General features: G+C 69.8%; 12 protein-coding genes and 4 pseudogenes. 8 read left to right on the top strand and 8 right to left on the bottom strand.

Features of this window, described 5'->3' with window-relative positions; genetic code table 11:
• Nucleotides 1-146: 146 nt before the first annotated feature.
• Together PUR26_RS05825 and PUR26_RS05820 are read right to left on the bottom strand one after the other, a co-directional pair.
• Nucleotides 147-380 carry a hypothetical protein gene (locus PUR26_RS05825; RefSeq protein WP_329869831.1) on the bottom strand — a complete coding sequence of 78 codons (234 nt, stop codon included), beginning with the start codon at nt 378-380 and terminating at the stop codon, nt 147-149.
• An 83-nt stretch (nt 381-463) separates the two neighbouring features.
• Nucleotides 464-1096 (bottom strand): helix-turn-helix domain-containing protein, encoded by a 633-nt coding sequence (locus tag PUR26_RS05820; protein ID WP_329869829.1) that lies wholly within the window; start codon nt 1094-1096, stop codon nt 464-466.
• Nucleotides 1097-1237: 141 nt separating this feature from the next.
• Here PUR26_RS05820 and PUR26_RS05815 point away from each other — a divergent pair, with 141 nt between their 5' ends.
• A complete protein-coding gene (locus PUR26_RS05815; RefSeq protein ID WP_329869827.1) occupies nt 1238-2227 on the top strand; it encodes an alpha/beta fold hydrolase in 990 nt (329 codons plus the stop codon).
• Nucleotides 2228-2862: 635 nt separating this feature from the next.
• Here PUR26_RS05815 and PUR26_RS34605 read toward each other — a convergent pair.
• Nucleotides 2863-3054 (bottom strand): annotated as a pseudogene (locus PUR26_RS34605) (hypothetical protein); the annotation flags it as partial.
• Here PUR26_RS34605 and PUR26_RS05805 point away from each other — a divergent pair.
• Nucleotides 2998-3543 carry a GrpB family protein gene (locus tag PUR26_RS05805; RefSeq protein ID WP_329869825.1) on the top strand — a complete coding sequence of 182 codons (546 nt, stop codon included), beginning with the start codon at nt 2998-3000 and terminating at the stop codon, nt 3541-3543. The pseudogene PUR26_RS34605 and the gene PUR26_RS05805 sit on opposite strands and share 57 nt — an antisense overlap.
• A gap of 79 nt (nt 3544-3622) precedes the next feature.
• Here the strand turns inward: PUR26_RS05805 and PUR26_RS05800 are convergent.
• Nucleotides 3623-4467 (bottom strand): annotated as a pseudogene (locus tag PUR26_RS05800) (IS5 family transposase); the annotation flags it as partial.
• Nucleotides 4468-4499: 32 nt separating this feature from the next.
• Between PUR26_RS05800 and PUR26_RS05795 the strand changes: the two are divergent.
• Together PUR26_RS05795 and PUR26_RS05790 are read left to right on the top strand one after the other, a co-directional pair.
• A pseudogene (locus PUR26_RS05795) lies at nt 4500-4762 on the top strand (IS110 family transposase); the annotation flags it as partial.
• 606 nt (nt 4763-5368) lie between these two features.
• Complete coding sequence (locus PUR26_RS05790; RefSeq protein ID WP_329869823.1) at nt 5369-5740, top strand: hypothetical protein; 372 nt, start codon at nt 5369-5371, stop codon at nt 5738-5740.
• Between the two features lie 870 nt (nt 5741-6610).
• Here PUR26_RS05790 and PUR26_RS05785 read toward each other — a convergent pair.
• Nucleotides 6611-6892 (bottom strand): hypothetical protein, encoded by a 282-nt coding sequence (locus tag PUR26_RS05785; RefSeq protein ID WP_329869821.1) that lies wholly within the window; start codon nt 6890-6892, stop codon nt 6611-6613.
• A gap of 791 nt (nt 6893-7683) precedes the next feature.
• On the opposite strand from PUR26_RS05785, the gene PUR26_RS05780 reads away from it, so the two are divergent.
• On the top strand, nt 7684-8274 hold the full coding sequence (locus tag PUR26_RS05780) for a choice-of-anchor C family protein (protein ID WP_329869847.1): 591 nt from the start codon (nt 7684-7686) through the stop codon (nt 8272-8274).
• A 28-nt stretch (nt 8275-8302) separates the two neighbouring features.
• Here PUR26_RS05780 and PUR26_RS05775 read toward each other — a convergent pair.
• The 3 genes and pseudogenes from PUR26_RS05775 to PUR26_RS05765 all read right to left on the bottom strand — a co-directional run.
• Nucleotides 8303-8417, bottom strand: a pseudogene (locus PUR26_RS05775) (IS5/IS1182 family transposase); the annotation flags it as partial.
• A gap of 33 nt (nt 8418-8450) precedes the next feature.
• On the bottom strand, nt 8451-8969 hold the full coding sequence (locus tag PUR26_RS05770) for a transposase (RefSeq protein WP_329869819.1): 519 nt from the start codon (nt 8967-8969) through the stop codon (nt 8451-8453).
• A gap of 103 nt (nt 8970-9072) precedes the next feature.
• Nucleotides 9073-9372, bottom strand: coding sequence for a hypothetical protein (locus PUR26_RS05765; RefSeq protein ID WP_329869817.1), 300 nt, complete (start codon nt 9370-9372; stop codon nt 9073-9075).
• A gap of 451 nt (nt 9373-9823) precedes the next feature.
• Between PUR26_RS05765 and PUR26_RS05760 the strand changes: the two genes are divergently transcribed.
• The 3 genes from PUR26_RS05760 to PUR26_RS05750 all read left to right on the top strand — a co-directional run bounded on the left by PUR26_RS05760 (nt 9824) and on the right by PUR26_RS05750 (nt 14511).
• Nucleotides 9824-11332, top strand: a complete 1509-nt coding sequence (locus PUR26_RS05760) for an ABC transporter substrate-binding protein (protein WP_329869815.1) — start codon at nt 9824-9826, stop codon at nt 11330-11332.
• Nucleotides 11333-11405: 73 nt separating this feature from the next.
• On the top strand, nt 11406-13211 hold the full coding sequence (locus tag PUR26_RS05755) for an ABC transporter permease subunit (protein ID WP_329869845.1): 1806 nt from the start codon (nt 11406-11408) through the stop codon (nt 13209-13211).
• 10 nt (nt 13212-13221) lie between these two features.
• On the top strand, nt 13222-14511 hold the full coding sequence (locus tag PUR26_RS05750) for an MFS transporter (protein ID WP_329869814.1): 1290 nt from the start codon (nt 13222-13224) through the stop codon (nt 14509-14511).
• The last annotated feature ends 739 nt before the right edge of the window (nt 14512-15250 follow it).

The raw sequence follows: 15250 nt of genomic DNA, 5'->3' as shown, positions 1-15250 counted from the left end.
GGACGGGTGGACCGGCACGGTCACCGTCCAGGGCAGTTACCGCCTGCCTGAAGCCGGCACACCGGCGACGTCGGCCATCGCACCCCCAGCAGCAACCTCTCGGTGCCAGTGCTGCTGTCGAAACCCGTGAACATTTCGATTCCCCCTCAGGCGGCGGCTGCCTCCCACACCGGGGTACATCCGCTGCCCGTTCTCGCGGACAGAGCCAAGGAGCGCCCACCACGGCGAAGACTGCCGCCCTGGCGGCCGGAGTCGGTGACGTCGCTGGCGTCCGGGTGGTCCTCCAGGACGTCGGCCAGGCGCACGGCCTCTTCGTCCACGGCAGACAGCGGGCTCTTGTCCAGGTTGATGGGCGTCAGCCGAAGCACGCTAGTTGTCACCGGCAGAACTGGATGACGAGCGAACGAGACCGGGCGAAGCGGCGTGGTTGTCACCAGCGAGACACGCGGCTTGTCACAAACGCTCATTCAGCATCCTTTCTGTCACCGGCCCCACGACGGCCAGCGGCTGGAAAGGTGCGCGGCCGTAGACGTTCTCCCTGCGGCCCGAACATGATCAGATACTCGACCGGTCCGTCGGATCCGGCGTTGGCAACTCCGTGGGGGACGCGGGTGTCGAACTCGGCGACATCCCTGGCAGTCAGGACGACGTCCTGGTCACCGAGTGTGAGCCACAGCCGCCCGTACAGGACGCACAGCCACTCGTAACCCTCGTGGGACACCTGCCGGGGCCGCCTGGACGGCTCCTCGACGGCAGGCAGAACATGCTTGTGGGCGTGCAGGCCGCCGACGTACCGGGTCAGCGGCAGCACCGCCTTGTCATCCCCGAAGCTCAGAGGCGCCGCAGCACGCGGCTCGGCCGCGGGGATCGGCGCGGTGCCGGCCAGTTCGTCCAGGGAGACGCCGTACTCCTTCGACAGGTGCAGCAGCACCTCCAGGGTGGGCTTGCGCCGACCGGTCTCCATCCGGGACAGCGTGCTGGTCGAGATGCCGGTCGCGCAGCTGACACCGGCGAGCGTCGCGCTGTGGTGCTCGCGCGCGGCCCGCAACCGGGATCCCATCGCGGCCAGCGTGCCGTCCACGTCATCGACTGCCACCTCTCCCGCTCCTTCTTGCCGTGCCGCTCCACCGCTCTGTCCTGCGAGTTTGCCAGAAGGGCAAGGCTGATCGCGTCGGGCGGGTGCCGCGCCGCATGATCGATGGGTAGCCGCGTCCATCCGGAAATCGAGGAGAAGCCCATGCAGCCCGAGCCGACCGCCGCACTCTGCCATCGCACCGTCGAGGCCCCGGCCGGGCACCTGCACCTGGCCGAACAGGGCACCGGCCCGCTGGTCCTGCTCGTCCACGGCTTCCCCGAGTCCTGGTACTCCTGGCGCCGCCAACTCCCGGCCCTCGCCGCGGCCGGCTACCGGGCAGTGGCGATCGACGTACGGGGCTACGGCCGTTCCTCCAGGCCGGAGGCGACCGATGCCTACCGGATGCTCGACCTGGTGGAGGACAACGTCGCCGTCGTGCGTGCCCTCGGCGAGGAAAACGCGGTGGTGGTCGGCCATGACTGGGGCTCCAACATCGCCGCCGCCTCGGCCCTGCTCCGCCCCGAGGTCTTCCGCGCGGTCGGCTTGCTGAGCGTTCCGTACGCGCCGCCCGGCGGCCCACGCCCGACCGACGTCTTCGACCAGATCGGCGGTCCCGAACAGGAGTTCTACGTCTCCTACTTCCAGGAGCCCGGCCGCGCCGAGGCGGAGATCGAGCCCGATGTCCGGGGCTGGCTCGCGGGCTTCTACGCGGCCCTGTCCGCCGACACCATGCCCGCCGAGGGCGAGCCCGACCCGCACTTCGTCGCCCGCGCCGGCGGCCGGCTGCGCGACCGTTTCCCCACAGGGGTCCTCCCGGCCTGGCTGAGCGAAGACGACCTCGACGTCTACGCCGGGGATTTCGAGCGCACCGGCCTGACCGGCGCCCTCAATCGCTACCGCAACATGGACCGTGACTGGGAAGACCTCGCCCCCCACCGCGGAGCCCCGATCAAACAGTCCGCCTTGTTCGTCGGTGGCGCACTGGACGCCTCCACCACCTGGATGGCCGACGCCATCGACGCCTACCCCACCACCCTCCCCGCCCTGTCCGCCTCTCACCTCCTGGACGGCTGCGGCCACTGGATCCAGCAGGAAAGCCCCGAGGAGGTCAACGGCCTGCTGATCGACTGGCTCGCCACCATCCAGGGCTGAGCCAGGCGGGCTGCCTGGGCAACGGGGCGGTGCGTTTCGGGTGGGCCGCGCCGAGGTAGCGCGGCTTCGCTGCGGAACCGTGGTGATCAGGGACTTTTCGAGTCGGCCAGCGTCAGGGTCTTCAGCAAGCAGTGCCACACCGCGAGCGAACAATTCTTCTGGCAGCCCGTGCATCTGTCCGTCAGCCCGATAGGTCATGACCAGCAGTTCCAGGGTCAACGGCACGCCGGCAAGCGCGGCGGCACCAGCAGCCTCAGCCGCCGTCACTAGCTCTTCGCCCGGCACGCCGGCGCTATCAGCCAGCGCCACAGCCTCCCGCCGGCTCAACGGAGCGAGATCAACGCACCAACAAGCACCGAAGGCCTCGGACAGTACAGACGTCAGGGTCGCGGGATAGCCGGCCGTGCGGCAGGCCACGAGAAACCGAACCCGGCTAAGACCCCGGCCGTGCAGTGACCTTCTCAACCGCTACGGCGGATACGGCAGAAGTGGGCTCTCGTCAGCCTGGTCCAGAACTACCGTCAGAACTCCACCACGCTCGGTGGCGCCTCCCTCCGGAGGAAGGGAGGCAAGATGGCTTCCAAGCTCCTCCTGGTAAGAGAGCTCCCATTTCCGGGCGCTGCTCGGCAGGCCACCAGCCTGCTACAGCAGATGAGAGCGGCTGTGATCCCGACGAAGGCATGGAAGTGCTCGGTCTTGCGCTCGTAGCGGCGGTGCAGGCGGCGGCAGCCGCACATCACGGTTGCGGCAAGCCCTGCAACACTCGCAGTATGGGAGAGCCAGTCGAGATCATGCCTTACGACCCTGCGTGGCCAGCCATGTTCGCCAGGTGGGGCACGTGCCTACGTGTCGCCCTCGGTGATGCTGCGGCTCGAATCGACCACATCGGGTCCACCTCGGTGCCAGGGCTGGCGGCCAAGCCGGTGATTGACATCCAGATCTCAGTGGTATCGCTGGAAGCAACGGATGCGTTCCTGCGCCCGCTGACAGAGATGGGGCTCGTGTACCGGGCGGATAATCCTGAACAGACCAAACGATACTTCCGGGAACCTCCAGGTCAGCGCCGGACCCACGTGCACGTGCGGCGACTGGGTAGCTTCTCAGAGCAGTTCCCCCTGCTGTTTCGCGACTACCTTCGGTGTCACACGGCTGCCGCGAACGAGTACGCGGCAGCCAAGAAGCACTGCGCAGCCGAATTCCGCAACGACCGTCCCGGCTACGCCCAAGCAAAAGATGCCTTCGTATGGGACATCATCCGACGCGCTGACGCCTGGGCCCAGCACACCGGCTGGGCTCCCGGTCCCAGTGACGCCTGACCAAACCTTCCGATCACAGTCGAAGCCAAGGCCGTCGGAGTGACGAGACAACCCTTACGGCAGAATTCACCTTGTTTGGTGAGTTGAGTCTGCGGTAGCGGATCAGGGTGCGGGCGATGCTGGTGAAGGCCAGGAAGTGCTCGGCCTTGTGCTCGTAGCGTCGATGGAGTCGTCGGCAGCCGGCGAACCAGGACGTGGTTCGCTGGATGGTCCATCGGTGTCGTCCGAGTCGCTGGGAACTCTCGATGCCTTTGCCGGCGATGCGGTGTCGGATGCCTCGGCCGGAGAGCCATCGCCGCAGGTGGCGGTAGTCGTAGCCCTTGTCGGCGTGAAGCTTGCCGGGCTTGCGCCGGCGTCGGCCGCGGCGTGAACGGGCCGGGGGTATGCCCTTCACCAGCGGGATCAGGGCCTGACGGTCGTGGAGGTTGGCGCCGGAGATCCCGACGGAGATGGGCAGACCGATCCGCTCGGTGATCAGACGGATCTTCGACCCGTACTTGCCCCGGTCGACAGGATTCGGACCCGTCAGCTCCCCTTTTTCACCGCCCGCACGCTGACCGAGTCGATCGCGCACCTCGGCCAGTCCAGCGCGCCCCGAGAGCCGAGCTCATCCAGGACCAGGCGGTGCAGCTTGGCCCACATCGCCTTCGACCACTCGGCGAACCGGCGGTGAGCCGTGGCCCGGGAAGGCCCGAAAGATGAGGCAGGCAACTGCTGTCACGTGCAGCCGGAGGTGGCCACGAACACGATCGCCGCCAGCACCTGCCGATCGCCATGCCGACGCCGGCCACTCCCCTGAGGCCGCGAAGGAGCCTCCGGCACCACTCGCTGGAACAATTCCCACAGATCATCCGGCACCAGCCGCTCAACGATTTTCGCTACTGAGCCAATTGAGAATACGTCTATGGCCCGGGCGTTGATCATCCGAGAGCTGACCACGACCAGACCGTCACCGTCCGGGCACCGACGCGGCCGCACTGATCATCCCCAGCCTGGCCGCTTCGCTGACGGCCGTGCCTGATCAGCGGAAACTTCTTGCCGGGCGGATCGACGAACTTCTGGAGGCCCATCCCTTTCCAAAGCCCTGACCTCGATCCCGGCAGTCGGCGTCAGGACCGGAGCCCGCATCCTGATCGAGGCCGACGACGACAGCACCTTCCCCACCGCCGGCCACCCGGGGGCGCGGTCCAGCCGCGTTCCGGCCCCTCCTGCCGTGGGCCACCCGATGTTCCTCCCGCCCACGGCCGGACGCTGGGGGGACAGCAGCCGGGACCCCGCGCCCGGAGTAGCCGCGACGTGGTGACGTGGAATCAGTTCTCGGCCTGGCTCCTGCCCGGGACAGCCCCCCGGCCCCGCGCCGAGGCCACGTGTCCCGCAGCTGCCACTACGGCCTCGATGGGCGGTTTCGTGCGGTTTCCCTCAGCCAGGCGCGGCCCGTGGTTGACGGGGGCAGGTCCGTATTGCGACGTCCTCACCTTCGGGATGTTCGGACCGGGAGGGTGCAATGCGGGGGACATCCACCGCCTCCTTCGGAAGCCGCACTCGGCATTGGGCGCCGCTCGTGATCGGGTGGCGGAACGCCATGTCGCCGCATGCCGAGGCGGGAAGGCCCAGGAAGAGCTGCTCCTGATCGGGGGGCGGCACTCCGCGACTCCGGCTTCCGACGCCGTCGGCCCGGAAGGTTCCGGCTCCCCTGGCAGGAGACCTGGGAAGAGATCTGCGAGGAAGCCCTGGACGCACAGGGAAGGACTCCCTCTCGGGCACGGCCCGTTACGACTACCAGTCCGGCTTCGACCGGTGGTGCGAGAAGTGGCTCCATGCCCTGATGCGTCTCACCCCTGCCGAGCAGAACAACCACGCCTCTCCGGTGGCGGCACGATGGGCGCGTGCATACGACGCCCTGGAGCGGGCGATCCGGCGCGATCTGCGGGATGAACCGTGGGTGATCAGGCTGGCCGATCGACTGCACCACGCGGGGCGTGGGCTGGTCACCGGCATCGCTGCTTCCATGGCCGAGCCGGTGGTCGTGGCCTACGACGGACGCGAGGTGATCGACCTGCCGTGGCCTGCCCAGTACCTGCTCTGGACCCAGTATCCAGGCGGCGTCCACCAAGCCGGCCCCAGCCGACACCGCCTGCCGGCAGTTCCCGGCTCTTCACCCTCCTCGATGGCCTCTCGCGCCGCTCCCTGCGAGTGATCGACCACACCGAAGGGCACGACTCGCCCGCCGTGTACCAGGAAGCCATCGATCACGTCCCCGAGGCCGCGTTCTCGCCCGACGCCCACTGCTGGTGGAGCACCCAAGCAGCCGGGCGGCTCTCACAGCCTCTTTCCATGGCACGCGCAAACGCCGCCTCCGCACAACTACAGGCACAGCGCGCCCGGGCACCCCGGCGTTAAGACGACCCCACGTTCGGGCCCACCTGGCGAACGCCATGGACGTGCAGGACATGGATGACTCCCAGAACTTCCCATCCCACGCCATCTCTCCGCCTGAGACCACCAGGACCAAGATCCGGGCCAGTTCCGGACCACCCCCTGCCGAGGAGGCACACCACCTGCCGTCTCCGCTGGTCAGCGTGGGTTCGACATCTGTACCGCCAGCACTCGAAGAACCTGCTGGTGTCGTACTCGCCGAAGAAGCTCGGCTTGCGAACTCGCACGGCAGCCGACTGCCCCATCACTGAGCGCGCACCAGCACTCCACTCCCCTCGACAATCCGCCGCGACGGAGCACCACGTCACCGAGGCCCTTACAACGCGAACAGCCATCTCCGCCCGGTGGTTCTGACCTTGCGGATCTCGAAGTCCATCGCGTCCTCTTGACTAAGACGTTGCCACGACACTGGGACTCAAGCCCTGCCGGGGCTTCGTGCCTCATGGAGAGGTTCGCAGTGCCCCTGTGCGAGGCCTTGGCCCGCTTCACCGCCGACCTGGACCGACTGGCCCCCGAACAGCTCCACGTGTTCCAGCGCTCTTCATCAGCGCCTTGTCCCAGACCTCCGCACGAGCGGTCACCGATGCTTGGTGGTGACGCCTATGCGAGCCTCCCCTGACGCTGCACCGCATCACTGAACGTCGCGCATCGCCAGCAGTTCGACCGACGCCCCAGACGATTCGAGCAGGGGTGCAGCGGCAGAACGCCGGGGATCTGCCCGGTAGGCAGCGAGATCCTCGCCATTGGGAAAGGTTATGAGGTGGGCCTCGACCTGATTGTCCAGAGTGCGCAATCGGCGTTCAAGACATCCTCCATACTCCGCAAGGAGTGGCAGCACGGCGTTCTCATACGCGTCGAAGGCGTCCAAACCCCCTTCAGGAAGCCGCGCGAGCATCAGGTATGTGACGGTCATGGCTCCCTCAAAGCGGTTTGAAGACAGGGATTCTCTGAGCCTAGCTGACGGGCTCGCCCACAACGCCACCCTGTTGGCCGCGGCCGTCCGACGGCTCAGCGGGAGTGCTCCTTCACCAAGCCTCGGGAGTGCTCCTTCACCAAGCCTCGGCCTGTAAGGCAAGAACGCGAACTTCGACACGGCCTTCCTCACGTGGACAGCTCAGTGCCTGGGCGGCGACGAGGAGTGGACCGAGTCTTCGGCACCACTCCACCCGTTTACTACCAGCCGGCCCGCTGCGGCGAGCGACTTCGTGATCCCCCGCCATGCTGATGCGCCGATCTGCACATGGGGCAGGGCACTTGCGTCCGCACCGAAGCCCACGCCACGCGTTACGGCAGACGCGGTCATATGTTCCTCGACGCCGCCCCACAGTGATCGCGGTCATCCCGACCTACACGTAATCGGCCGGATGGATCCTGATGCTGCAACCACGTTTGACGTATCCCCGCAGAGCGAAGTACCTGCTGTCATGTATTGCTACAGGGTCGCATCTCGGGCAAATTGCCTGCAGTGCCGGCCCAGGCGGGTTGCGGTTGAAGCAGCCGCCACCCGCAGCCGGAGATGCTTCGCGACCGGCGCTGGCTGATTCTTGCCCGCGCGCTGATGCGCGAGCGCGGCGCGGGAGGTGATCTCACCAGAGCCGTTACACCCGCGCGCCGTCTTCGTGATCTGTCCCGAGCGACGCCTGCGCTACAGACTTTGTGTGCACCACCAATGCGCCCGAAGACCTCTCCCGCTTGGAGGAATTAATGGTGGCCTTACGCGCATCCCTCACAACTGTTGCCGTTGCCGGCCTGCTGGCACTTATGCCTGGTGCCGCGATGGCGGCCCCGGTAGCGCTCGATGACGGCAGCTTCGAATACCCGACCGCGCCTGCGAACTCCTTCAGTACGCTGCCGGCCGGGCAGACCATCGGCCCCTGGACGGTGGACAGCGGTTCGGTGGACCTGATCGGCAGCGGCTTCTGGCAGGCGGCTGACGGGGAGCAATCCGTCGACCTCAACGGCACGGGGCCCGGCAAGGTGTCGCAGACCTTCAGGACGACGGCGGGCGAGACGTACACGATCTCCTACGCGCTGGCCGGCAACCCGGCAGATGTTCAGGGCGTGAAGACAGGGCGCGTTCTCATTGACGGACAGAACTTCCAGGACTTCTCGTTCGACACCACGGGTAAGACTTTTGCCCGGATGGGGTATGTGGGACGTCAGGTGACGTTCGTGGCCACAGGTGCCTCCACGACCTTGTCGTTCGCCAGCACCACTGCCAGCGGCGCCTACGGTCCAGTGATCGACAACGTGCGGGTCGGGTCCTGCTGCTCTTGCTCTTCCTGCTCCGGCTGACCGAAGCCCGAACAGCTCGCCCGCGGGCTGTTCGGGCTGACAAACGATCTCGGATGGGTACGCGGGATCCAGAGGATGAGTGAGGCGAGGTGGACTCCGGCTTTGTAGCGGGTGGCCAGTTTGTCGAGCCGGTTGGCGATCGCCTACCAAACCGCACTCCACCTCGCGAGGCATCCTCATCTGGACCCGACGCTGTCCAAAGAGACAGAACCCAAAGCTGATCGTGGACGGCAGGTCGTCATCGATGTCGTCTCCAAGCTGGTGGTCGCCGCGGCCCGCCCGGTGCCCGGCGACACCGCCGACGAGAAGGCGGGTACGCGCAGGCAGCGACGGTGCTGGGAGACGCTACGCTCGGCAGCCTCGCGGAGGTTGTGCCAGAGGTGCCACCGGTCGGCGACCTGGACCGCCTGCGGTGCGCCGGCGGTGGCTCCCTCGGCGCAGAAGGGAGCCCGGTCCCGGCAGACCACCTCGATCCCCGGCTGCTTCACCGGCCAGGCCGCGAGGCCGGCCGCTTCCCGGTCGGGCAGCAGGTCAACTGGCCGCCGGTTCTCGACATCCACCAGGACGGTTCCGTAGTGCCGTCCCTTGCGGGTCGCGTACTCGTCGACCCCGACCACCCGCGGGGCGGGCGGCTCCGGCTCCGGCTCCGGCTCCGGCAGTGCGTCGACCAGTAACAGGACCGTGCTCCGGCTCACGCCGACGCCGAGCACTCGGGCGCGAAGGCGTTCCGTACGCCGGCCGCGGCGACGTGTCAGCCCTGATATCTGTTCGACGAACGTTCGATGCCCGCAGGACACATTAGGGCAGGTCGCGCGGCGGCACCGCGTAGTTGATGGCTCCGCTGCCCGCGTCCAGGCTGCCCGACGCCTGCACGATCTGGCTGTTGGTGTTGTCCTGCGCGGTCGACACCGGGGCGCCCTCCGACGGCGCGTCGTCCTGCGGGGCGGGCAGGAGCGCCGCCAGTCCCTCGCCCATATCGGGATAGCGGTCCAGATAGGCGGCGAGCTGCAGGACGAGCCGCTGCTCCAGTCGGCTGCGCAGATCGTCGCGGTCTTCCTCTGCCGCCGCGGCGAGGGTCTGCTCCGCCGCATCCAGCAAGCTCCGGCTGCCGCTCCACAGACGACTCCCCGTCCCGCCTGAAGAACGGGCCAGGGCTCCGCGCAACGACAACCAGCCGCCCCTGGCCATCTCCGCCGCCACGGCACTCGCCGCTGGCACAGCTACGGCCATCACGTCCAGTTGACCGGCAGCCGCCGTCCGCACTCGCGAAGGCGGCCAGCTCGGCGACCGGTCGCCGGGCCTTCCGTCACGCTTCCTCATCTCACTGCTCTGTGTCCATGAATGCGCTCTTCCTGCACCCCCGTCATTCCCGGACGCGGAGGCACTGTGACGGTCTCCGGGGAAGCCGGTGCTCGACGAGCGGACAGAAGCCGGCGGAGGCAAGGGGACGCTGCACGTCGAGGTACCCCTTTTTAGTGAAAACGATTATCGTTTACTCTATCGGTCAACGCCCCTTGATCGGCACGACCGGAAGACGAGAACGCGCACCATGAGAAGACCCCGCCGGCGGTTCATAGTCGGCCTGCTCCTCGCCCCCCTGCTCACCGGCTGCTTCGCCTCCGGAGAGGGCGATTCCCCGGCCACCGGGTCTTCGGACTCTGGCGAGTGCTCACGGCTGCGCGTGGCAATGGCTTTCCCGCCCGCGGAGAACTTCTCCCCGTACGGCGAGGACGCCTACCACCTGTCCAGACTCGGCGTCTCCGAGGGACTGACCCAGCTGGACGCCAACGGCAGCGCGGCCCCGGCGCTCGCTCAGTCCTGGAACAGCGAGAACGGCGGCCGCAGCTGGCTGTTCACGCTGCGGGACGCGAAGTTCCAGGACGGCGGCGAGGTCACCCCGGACGCCGTCGCCATCGCCCTCACCCGCGCCGCGCAGATCAAGCCCGTGCCGGTCGCCCTGGCCGGGGTGAAACTGTCCGCCGAGCCGGTGGGCGACCACCAGGTGCGCGTCCGCACCGAAGCCCCCGACCCCGTACTGCCGCTGAGACTGTCCAACCCGCGCCTGGCGGTCTTCTCCCCCAAGGCGTACGCGAAGGCCGGCACGGTGAACCCGGTCGGCACCGCCACCGGACCGTTCGCCCTGAAGAAGATCACCGGCGCGGCGGCCGCCTCCCTGAACCGCTTCGACGGCTACTGGGGCGGACGCCCCCAGGCGGCCGGCATCGACGCCACGTTCATCGCCGACGGCACCGCCCGCGCCAACGCTCTGCGCACCGGCCGGGTGGACATCGCCGAGACGCTGCCCATCGCCCAGCTCCCTTCCTTGGACAAGAAGACCGTCCACGAGAAGCCGACCGCGCGCACCGTCGTACTGAACCTGAACACGAAGTCCGGCCCGTTCGCCGATCCGGGACTGCGTGCGGCCGCCCGGGAGGCCATCGACCCCACCGTCCTCGCCAGGGACGTGTACGAGGGGTACGCGGAGCCCGGACAGGGCGTCTTCGGCCCCGCCCTGAACTGGGCTGCGGGCAAGCGCATCGAGCAGAAGGACCGGGCGAAGGCCACGGACCCGGACGGCACCGCCGTCACGATCGCCACCTACAGCAACCGGCCCGAGCTCCCGGAGGTCGCCCAGGTGCTGCAACAGCAGCTCCAGAAGGCCGGGTTCACGGTGAAGGTGGAGGTACGCGACCTGGCACGGTTCGACAGCGACGCGCTGGCCGGGAAGTTCGACGCCACCGTCTACGCCCGCAACGTCCTCGTGGACACCGGCGACCCGGTCTCGGTCCTCGCCAGCGATTACACCTGCGAGGGGAGCAACAACCAGTCCCAGCTGTGCGACAGGAAGGTCGACCAGGCCGTGGCGCGGGCCGCGACTGTCACCGACACCGGCCAGCGCCAGGACGCCGTCATGGCGGCCGAAGCCGCCCTGCTCGCCACGGACGCGGTAGTCCCGCTGGTGCACATGAAGACGGCCATGGGCCTCAGCACCTCGGTCGAGGGCACACTGAGGGACCCGTACGAACGTCTCCTCGTCGGCACGGGAACCCGGCGCTGACCCGATGACCGGACCGACGACGGGGGGTGCCGCCGCCCTGCGCACGTTCGCGCAGGGCGGCGGGCCCGCGCTGATGTGGCGGGGCCTGGTCACCGCCGCCCTGCTGTGCGGCATCGGGCTGTTGCCCTGGCTGTCGCGCACGGACCCCGCGCTGACCGTGCTCAAGGCCCGGTCGGCCGAGGGTGAGCCCACTCCCGAGGCACTGCGGGACATACGGGAGCAACTCCACCTGGACGACGGCCCAGTGGCCCTGCTCGGGCGATGGGTCAGCGGACTGCTCCACGGGGACGCGGGCCGTTCATGGGTCTCCGGCGGTGAGGTGCTGCCGTCCGTCGCCCAGGCCCTCGGTGCCTCCCTGCTCCTGATGGCCGGGGCCCTGGCGGTCGCCGCGGTGACGGCCGGCGCCGTCTGCGCGCGGACGCTGTGGCTGGGCTCGCGACGCCGGCTCGGTGAACGGAAGCCCGGCGGTACCGGGTCGGCCGTGCTGGCCGCGCTCCCCGAGTTCCTTCTCGCCTCGGTTCTCGTGTCGGTCGTCGGGGTGCAGCTCGGCTGGCTGCCCGCCCTGGGCTGGTACGGGCCGCAGTGGATGGTGCTCCCGTCCCTCGCTCTCGGCCTGCCCGCCGGAGCGCTTCTCGGGCGGATGCTGGACGATCTGCTGCCGGGCGCCTTCGCCGAGCCGTGGACGCTCGCCGCCGCTGCACGCGGCATCCCGCCCCGGCCCGTGGCCCGACAGGCCGTGCGCCGCAGCCTGCCCGGAGTGCTGCCCAACCTGGGACTATTCATAGTGGGCCTGAACGGCGGCGCTGTCGCCGTGGAACAGATCTACGACATCCCCGGCCTGGGCCGGCTCACCCTGGGCGCCGCGCTCGCCCAGGACCTGCCCGTCCTGCAGACCGGCGCCCTGGCCCTGGTCCTGCTCGCCGCGATCGCCACCACTCTGACCCGGCTCGCCGCCCGGGCGTTGATCGGCCCCGCCCTGCGCGACGGAGCCCTGCACTCCCTGCACCGGCACGCCCCGCCCGGCCCCCGGATCCTTCCCCTGCTGTACGGGGCGGTACTCGCCGCCGTCATCGGCCTCGGCCTGCCTCGCGACCCGCTCGCGCTGGAGACCGGTGCCCGCCTCCAAGCCCCCTCGCCCACTCACCCGTTCGGCACCGACGCCCTCGGCCGGGACATCCTGGCCCGGATCGCGCACGGCGCGGTGAGCACCCTCGGTGTCGCTGTGGCGGTGAGCACCGCCGCACTCGTCATCGGCGTCCTGCTGGGGCTGCTGCCCCGGCTGTCCGAGCCGCTCGCCGACACCGTCAACGCGGTACCACCGGTCCTGCTGGCCCTTCTGCTCACCGGCACGGCGGGCAGCGGCCCGTGGACGCCCGCCCTCGCGGTGGCCGCCGTCGCCTGGTCGCCGCTTGCCGCCCACACATCCGCCCTGCTGCGGCAGGAACGCGCGGCCACCCATGTGAACGCCACACGCGCGCTCGGCGCGGGCGCGTGGTACCTCCTCATTCGCCGACTGGTCCCGGCCGTCCTGCCGCCCGTGACCCGCCACGCTCTGCTCCGGCTGCCGGGCATCGCCCTCGCCCTCGCCGCGCTCGGCTTCCTGGGCCTGGGCTCCCAGCCGCCGTCCCCCGAGTGGGGTCTGCTGATCGCCGAGAACCAGCCGTACGCCGAGCGGGCGCCATGGGCGGTCCTCGCCCCGGCCGCCGTGCTCGCCCTGCTCGGGGCGCTGGCGGTGACCACGGCGGACGGAGTGCGCCTGCCCCGGTTCCGGCGATCTTCCGGCAAGCACCCCGCAGTGCCTCCGGCACGTCCCGCCGACACGGCCCAGCCGGTCCCGGAACCGGCGCGTACTCCCGTCCTCACCCATCCCACCGACTGACGGAAACCGGATGCCCGCCCGCTTCTCCCGCGTGCTGCCCGGACGGGGCACCGGAGCCTCCACGTCTCCGCGCGAACGGACCTGGAAGACCCTGTCCCCGCTCCTCAAGCTGCTCGTCCTGACGCAACTCGCCTTCAACGTCGGCTTCTACGCCGTCCTGCCGTTCCTCGCCGCGCACCTCGGCACCGCGATCGGCATGGCAGGGTGGCTGGTCGGTCTCGTCCTGGGCCTGCGGACCTTCAGCCAACAGGGGCTGTTCGTGGTCGGCGGCTGGCTCGTCGACCGCTACGGCGTACGCCCCGTCGTCCTGGTCGGCTGCGGGCTGCGCGTCACCGGATTCGCCTGGCTCGGGTACGCGGAGGAGACCTGGACGGTGATCGGCGCGGTCCTCCTGATCGGCCTCGCCGCCGCCCTGTTCTCCCCGGCCGTGGAGTCGGAGGCCGCCCGGCAGGCCGTGGCGTGGGAGAGGGAGGGGTATGGTCCGCGCACCCGGGTACTGGCCCTGTTCTCGGCAGCCGGCCAGGCCGGCGCCTTCGTCGGCCCCTTGCTCGGCGCCCTGCTGCTTGCCGTGGACTTCCGCACCGCCTGCCTCGCGGGAGCCGCCGTCTTCGTCCTCGTGCTTGCCGGACACGCCCGGCTGATGCCACAGCACATACCCGGCCAGGTCCCGATCCGAGCCCGGGGCGGGCTCCGCGTACTGCTGCGCAACCGCCCCTTCCTCGCCCTGTGCTGCGCCTATGGCGCCTATCTGCTCGCCTACAACCAGCTCTACCTCGCCCTGCCCGAGGAGGTGCAGCGCGCGACCGGCTCCCAGGCAGCGCTGTCCTGGCTGTTCGCCCTGGCCTCCCTTTCGGCCGTGTGTGCGCAGCTCCCCGTGACCCGCTGGGCGGGCGACCGGCTCGGCCTGCGCCGCTCGATGGCCGGCGGACTCCTGCTCATCGCCGCCGGCCTCGCGGTCGTGGCCGCCGCCCGCCCCGCCGAGTGGACGGGCGTCACCGGGCTGCTGCCCGCCACCGTATACGTCCTCCTGCTCACCCTGGGCCAGATGCTGATCGTCCCGGCCGCCCGCGCCTGGGTGCCCGACCTCGCCGAGGTCGGCCGCCTCGGCCTCTACACCGGCGCCCTGTCCTCCGTCTCCGGCCTCATCGTCCTCCTGGGCAGCTCGGCCACCGGCTCCCTCCTCGACCTGGGCCTCCCACCGGCCGTACCGTGGCTCGCTCTCGCGGCTCTGCCTGCCCTGGCCGTGGTCCTGCTACCGCACCGCCCGGAGGGCGCAAGGGACCCGTCCCCGGTGCCCTGACGCTTCTCGCGCATCTTGTCAGGGCCGGCCACCAGCTCGGCAGCCGGTCTCCCCCGCCGGGGTGCCTGTTCGGCTCCCGACGCCGTAGCAGTCCGGGCAACCGCTTCCTGCTCAAGCACGGCCGCCGCCAGTGGTGCTCCACCCGCTGCGGCGACCGCGCCCGCGCCGCCCGCGCCTGCGCCCGGCGCGCCAGGACGCAGTACCAACGCCACACCGCAGGCCCGGCAGGGCAGCACTCGACCTCGGTGCAGCCGGGCTGCGCAGGCCACCACCTCGTGTGCACATCGCCCCGGCGTCGCGCGCTCGGCCGTGTCGCCGATCCGGTTCTGCCGGGACCGGGCCCGGCGAGCACGTGGCCCGGTTGGTCCAGCCCCCCAGTCGATGCCGCCCGCTTCGACCGGATCGCGCCGCCGAGCACCGCCAGAGCTGCAGCCGGACCCTTGACGAGCAGGGGAACAAGGGGCGCAACGCGACCGGCGGGCGCCAGCAACGGCAAGGAGGTCATCCCGACCGAAGCCGTCGAGGTGGCACCCCAAGTAGCGGCCAGCGTCGCTCGTGGAGCATTTACGCTTCTGTCCACCGAGAACAAAGCCAGCGGCCTGCGTGCACCGTTCTGCGGGCTGATGCCTGGCAGACGCCGTGAGGGGCCCGGGAAGGCATCCCGGGCCCCTCACAGTCCGTGGCGCGGCGGACCGCGCGGCACGAGTACGCGGCGGCCGGGGGCTCTTGGTCTCCCGGT

The sequence above is a fragment of the Streptomyces sp. SP18CS02 genome, from assembly GCF_036322365.1.
Lineage (GTDB): Bacteria > Actinomycetota > Actinomycetes > Streptomycetales > Streptomycetaceae > Streptomyces.
This window is presented reverse-complemented; position numbering and strand designations above follow the sequence as displayed.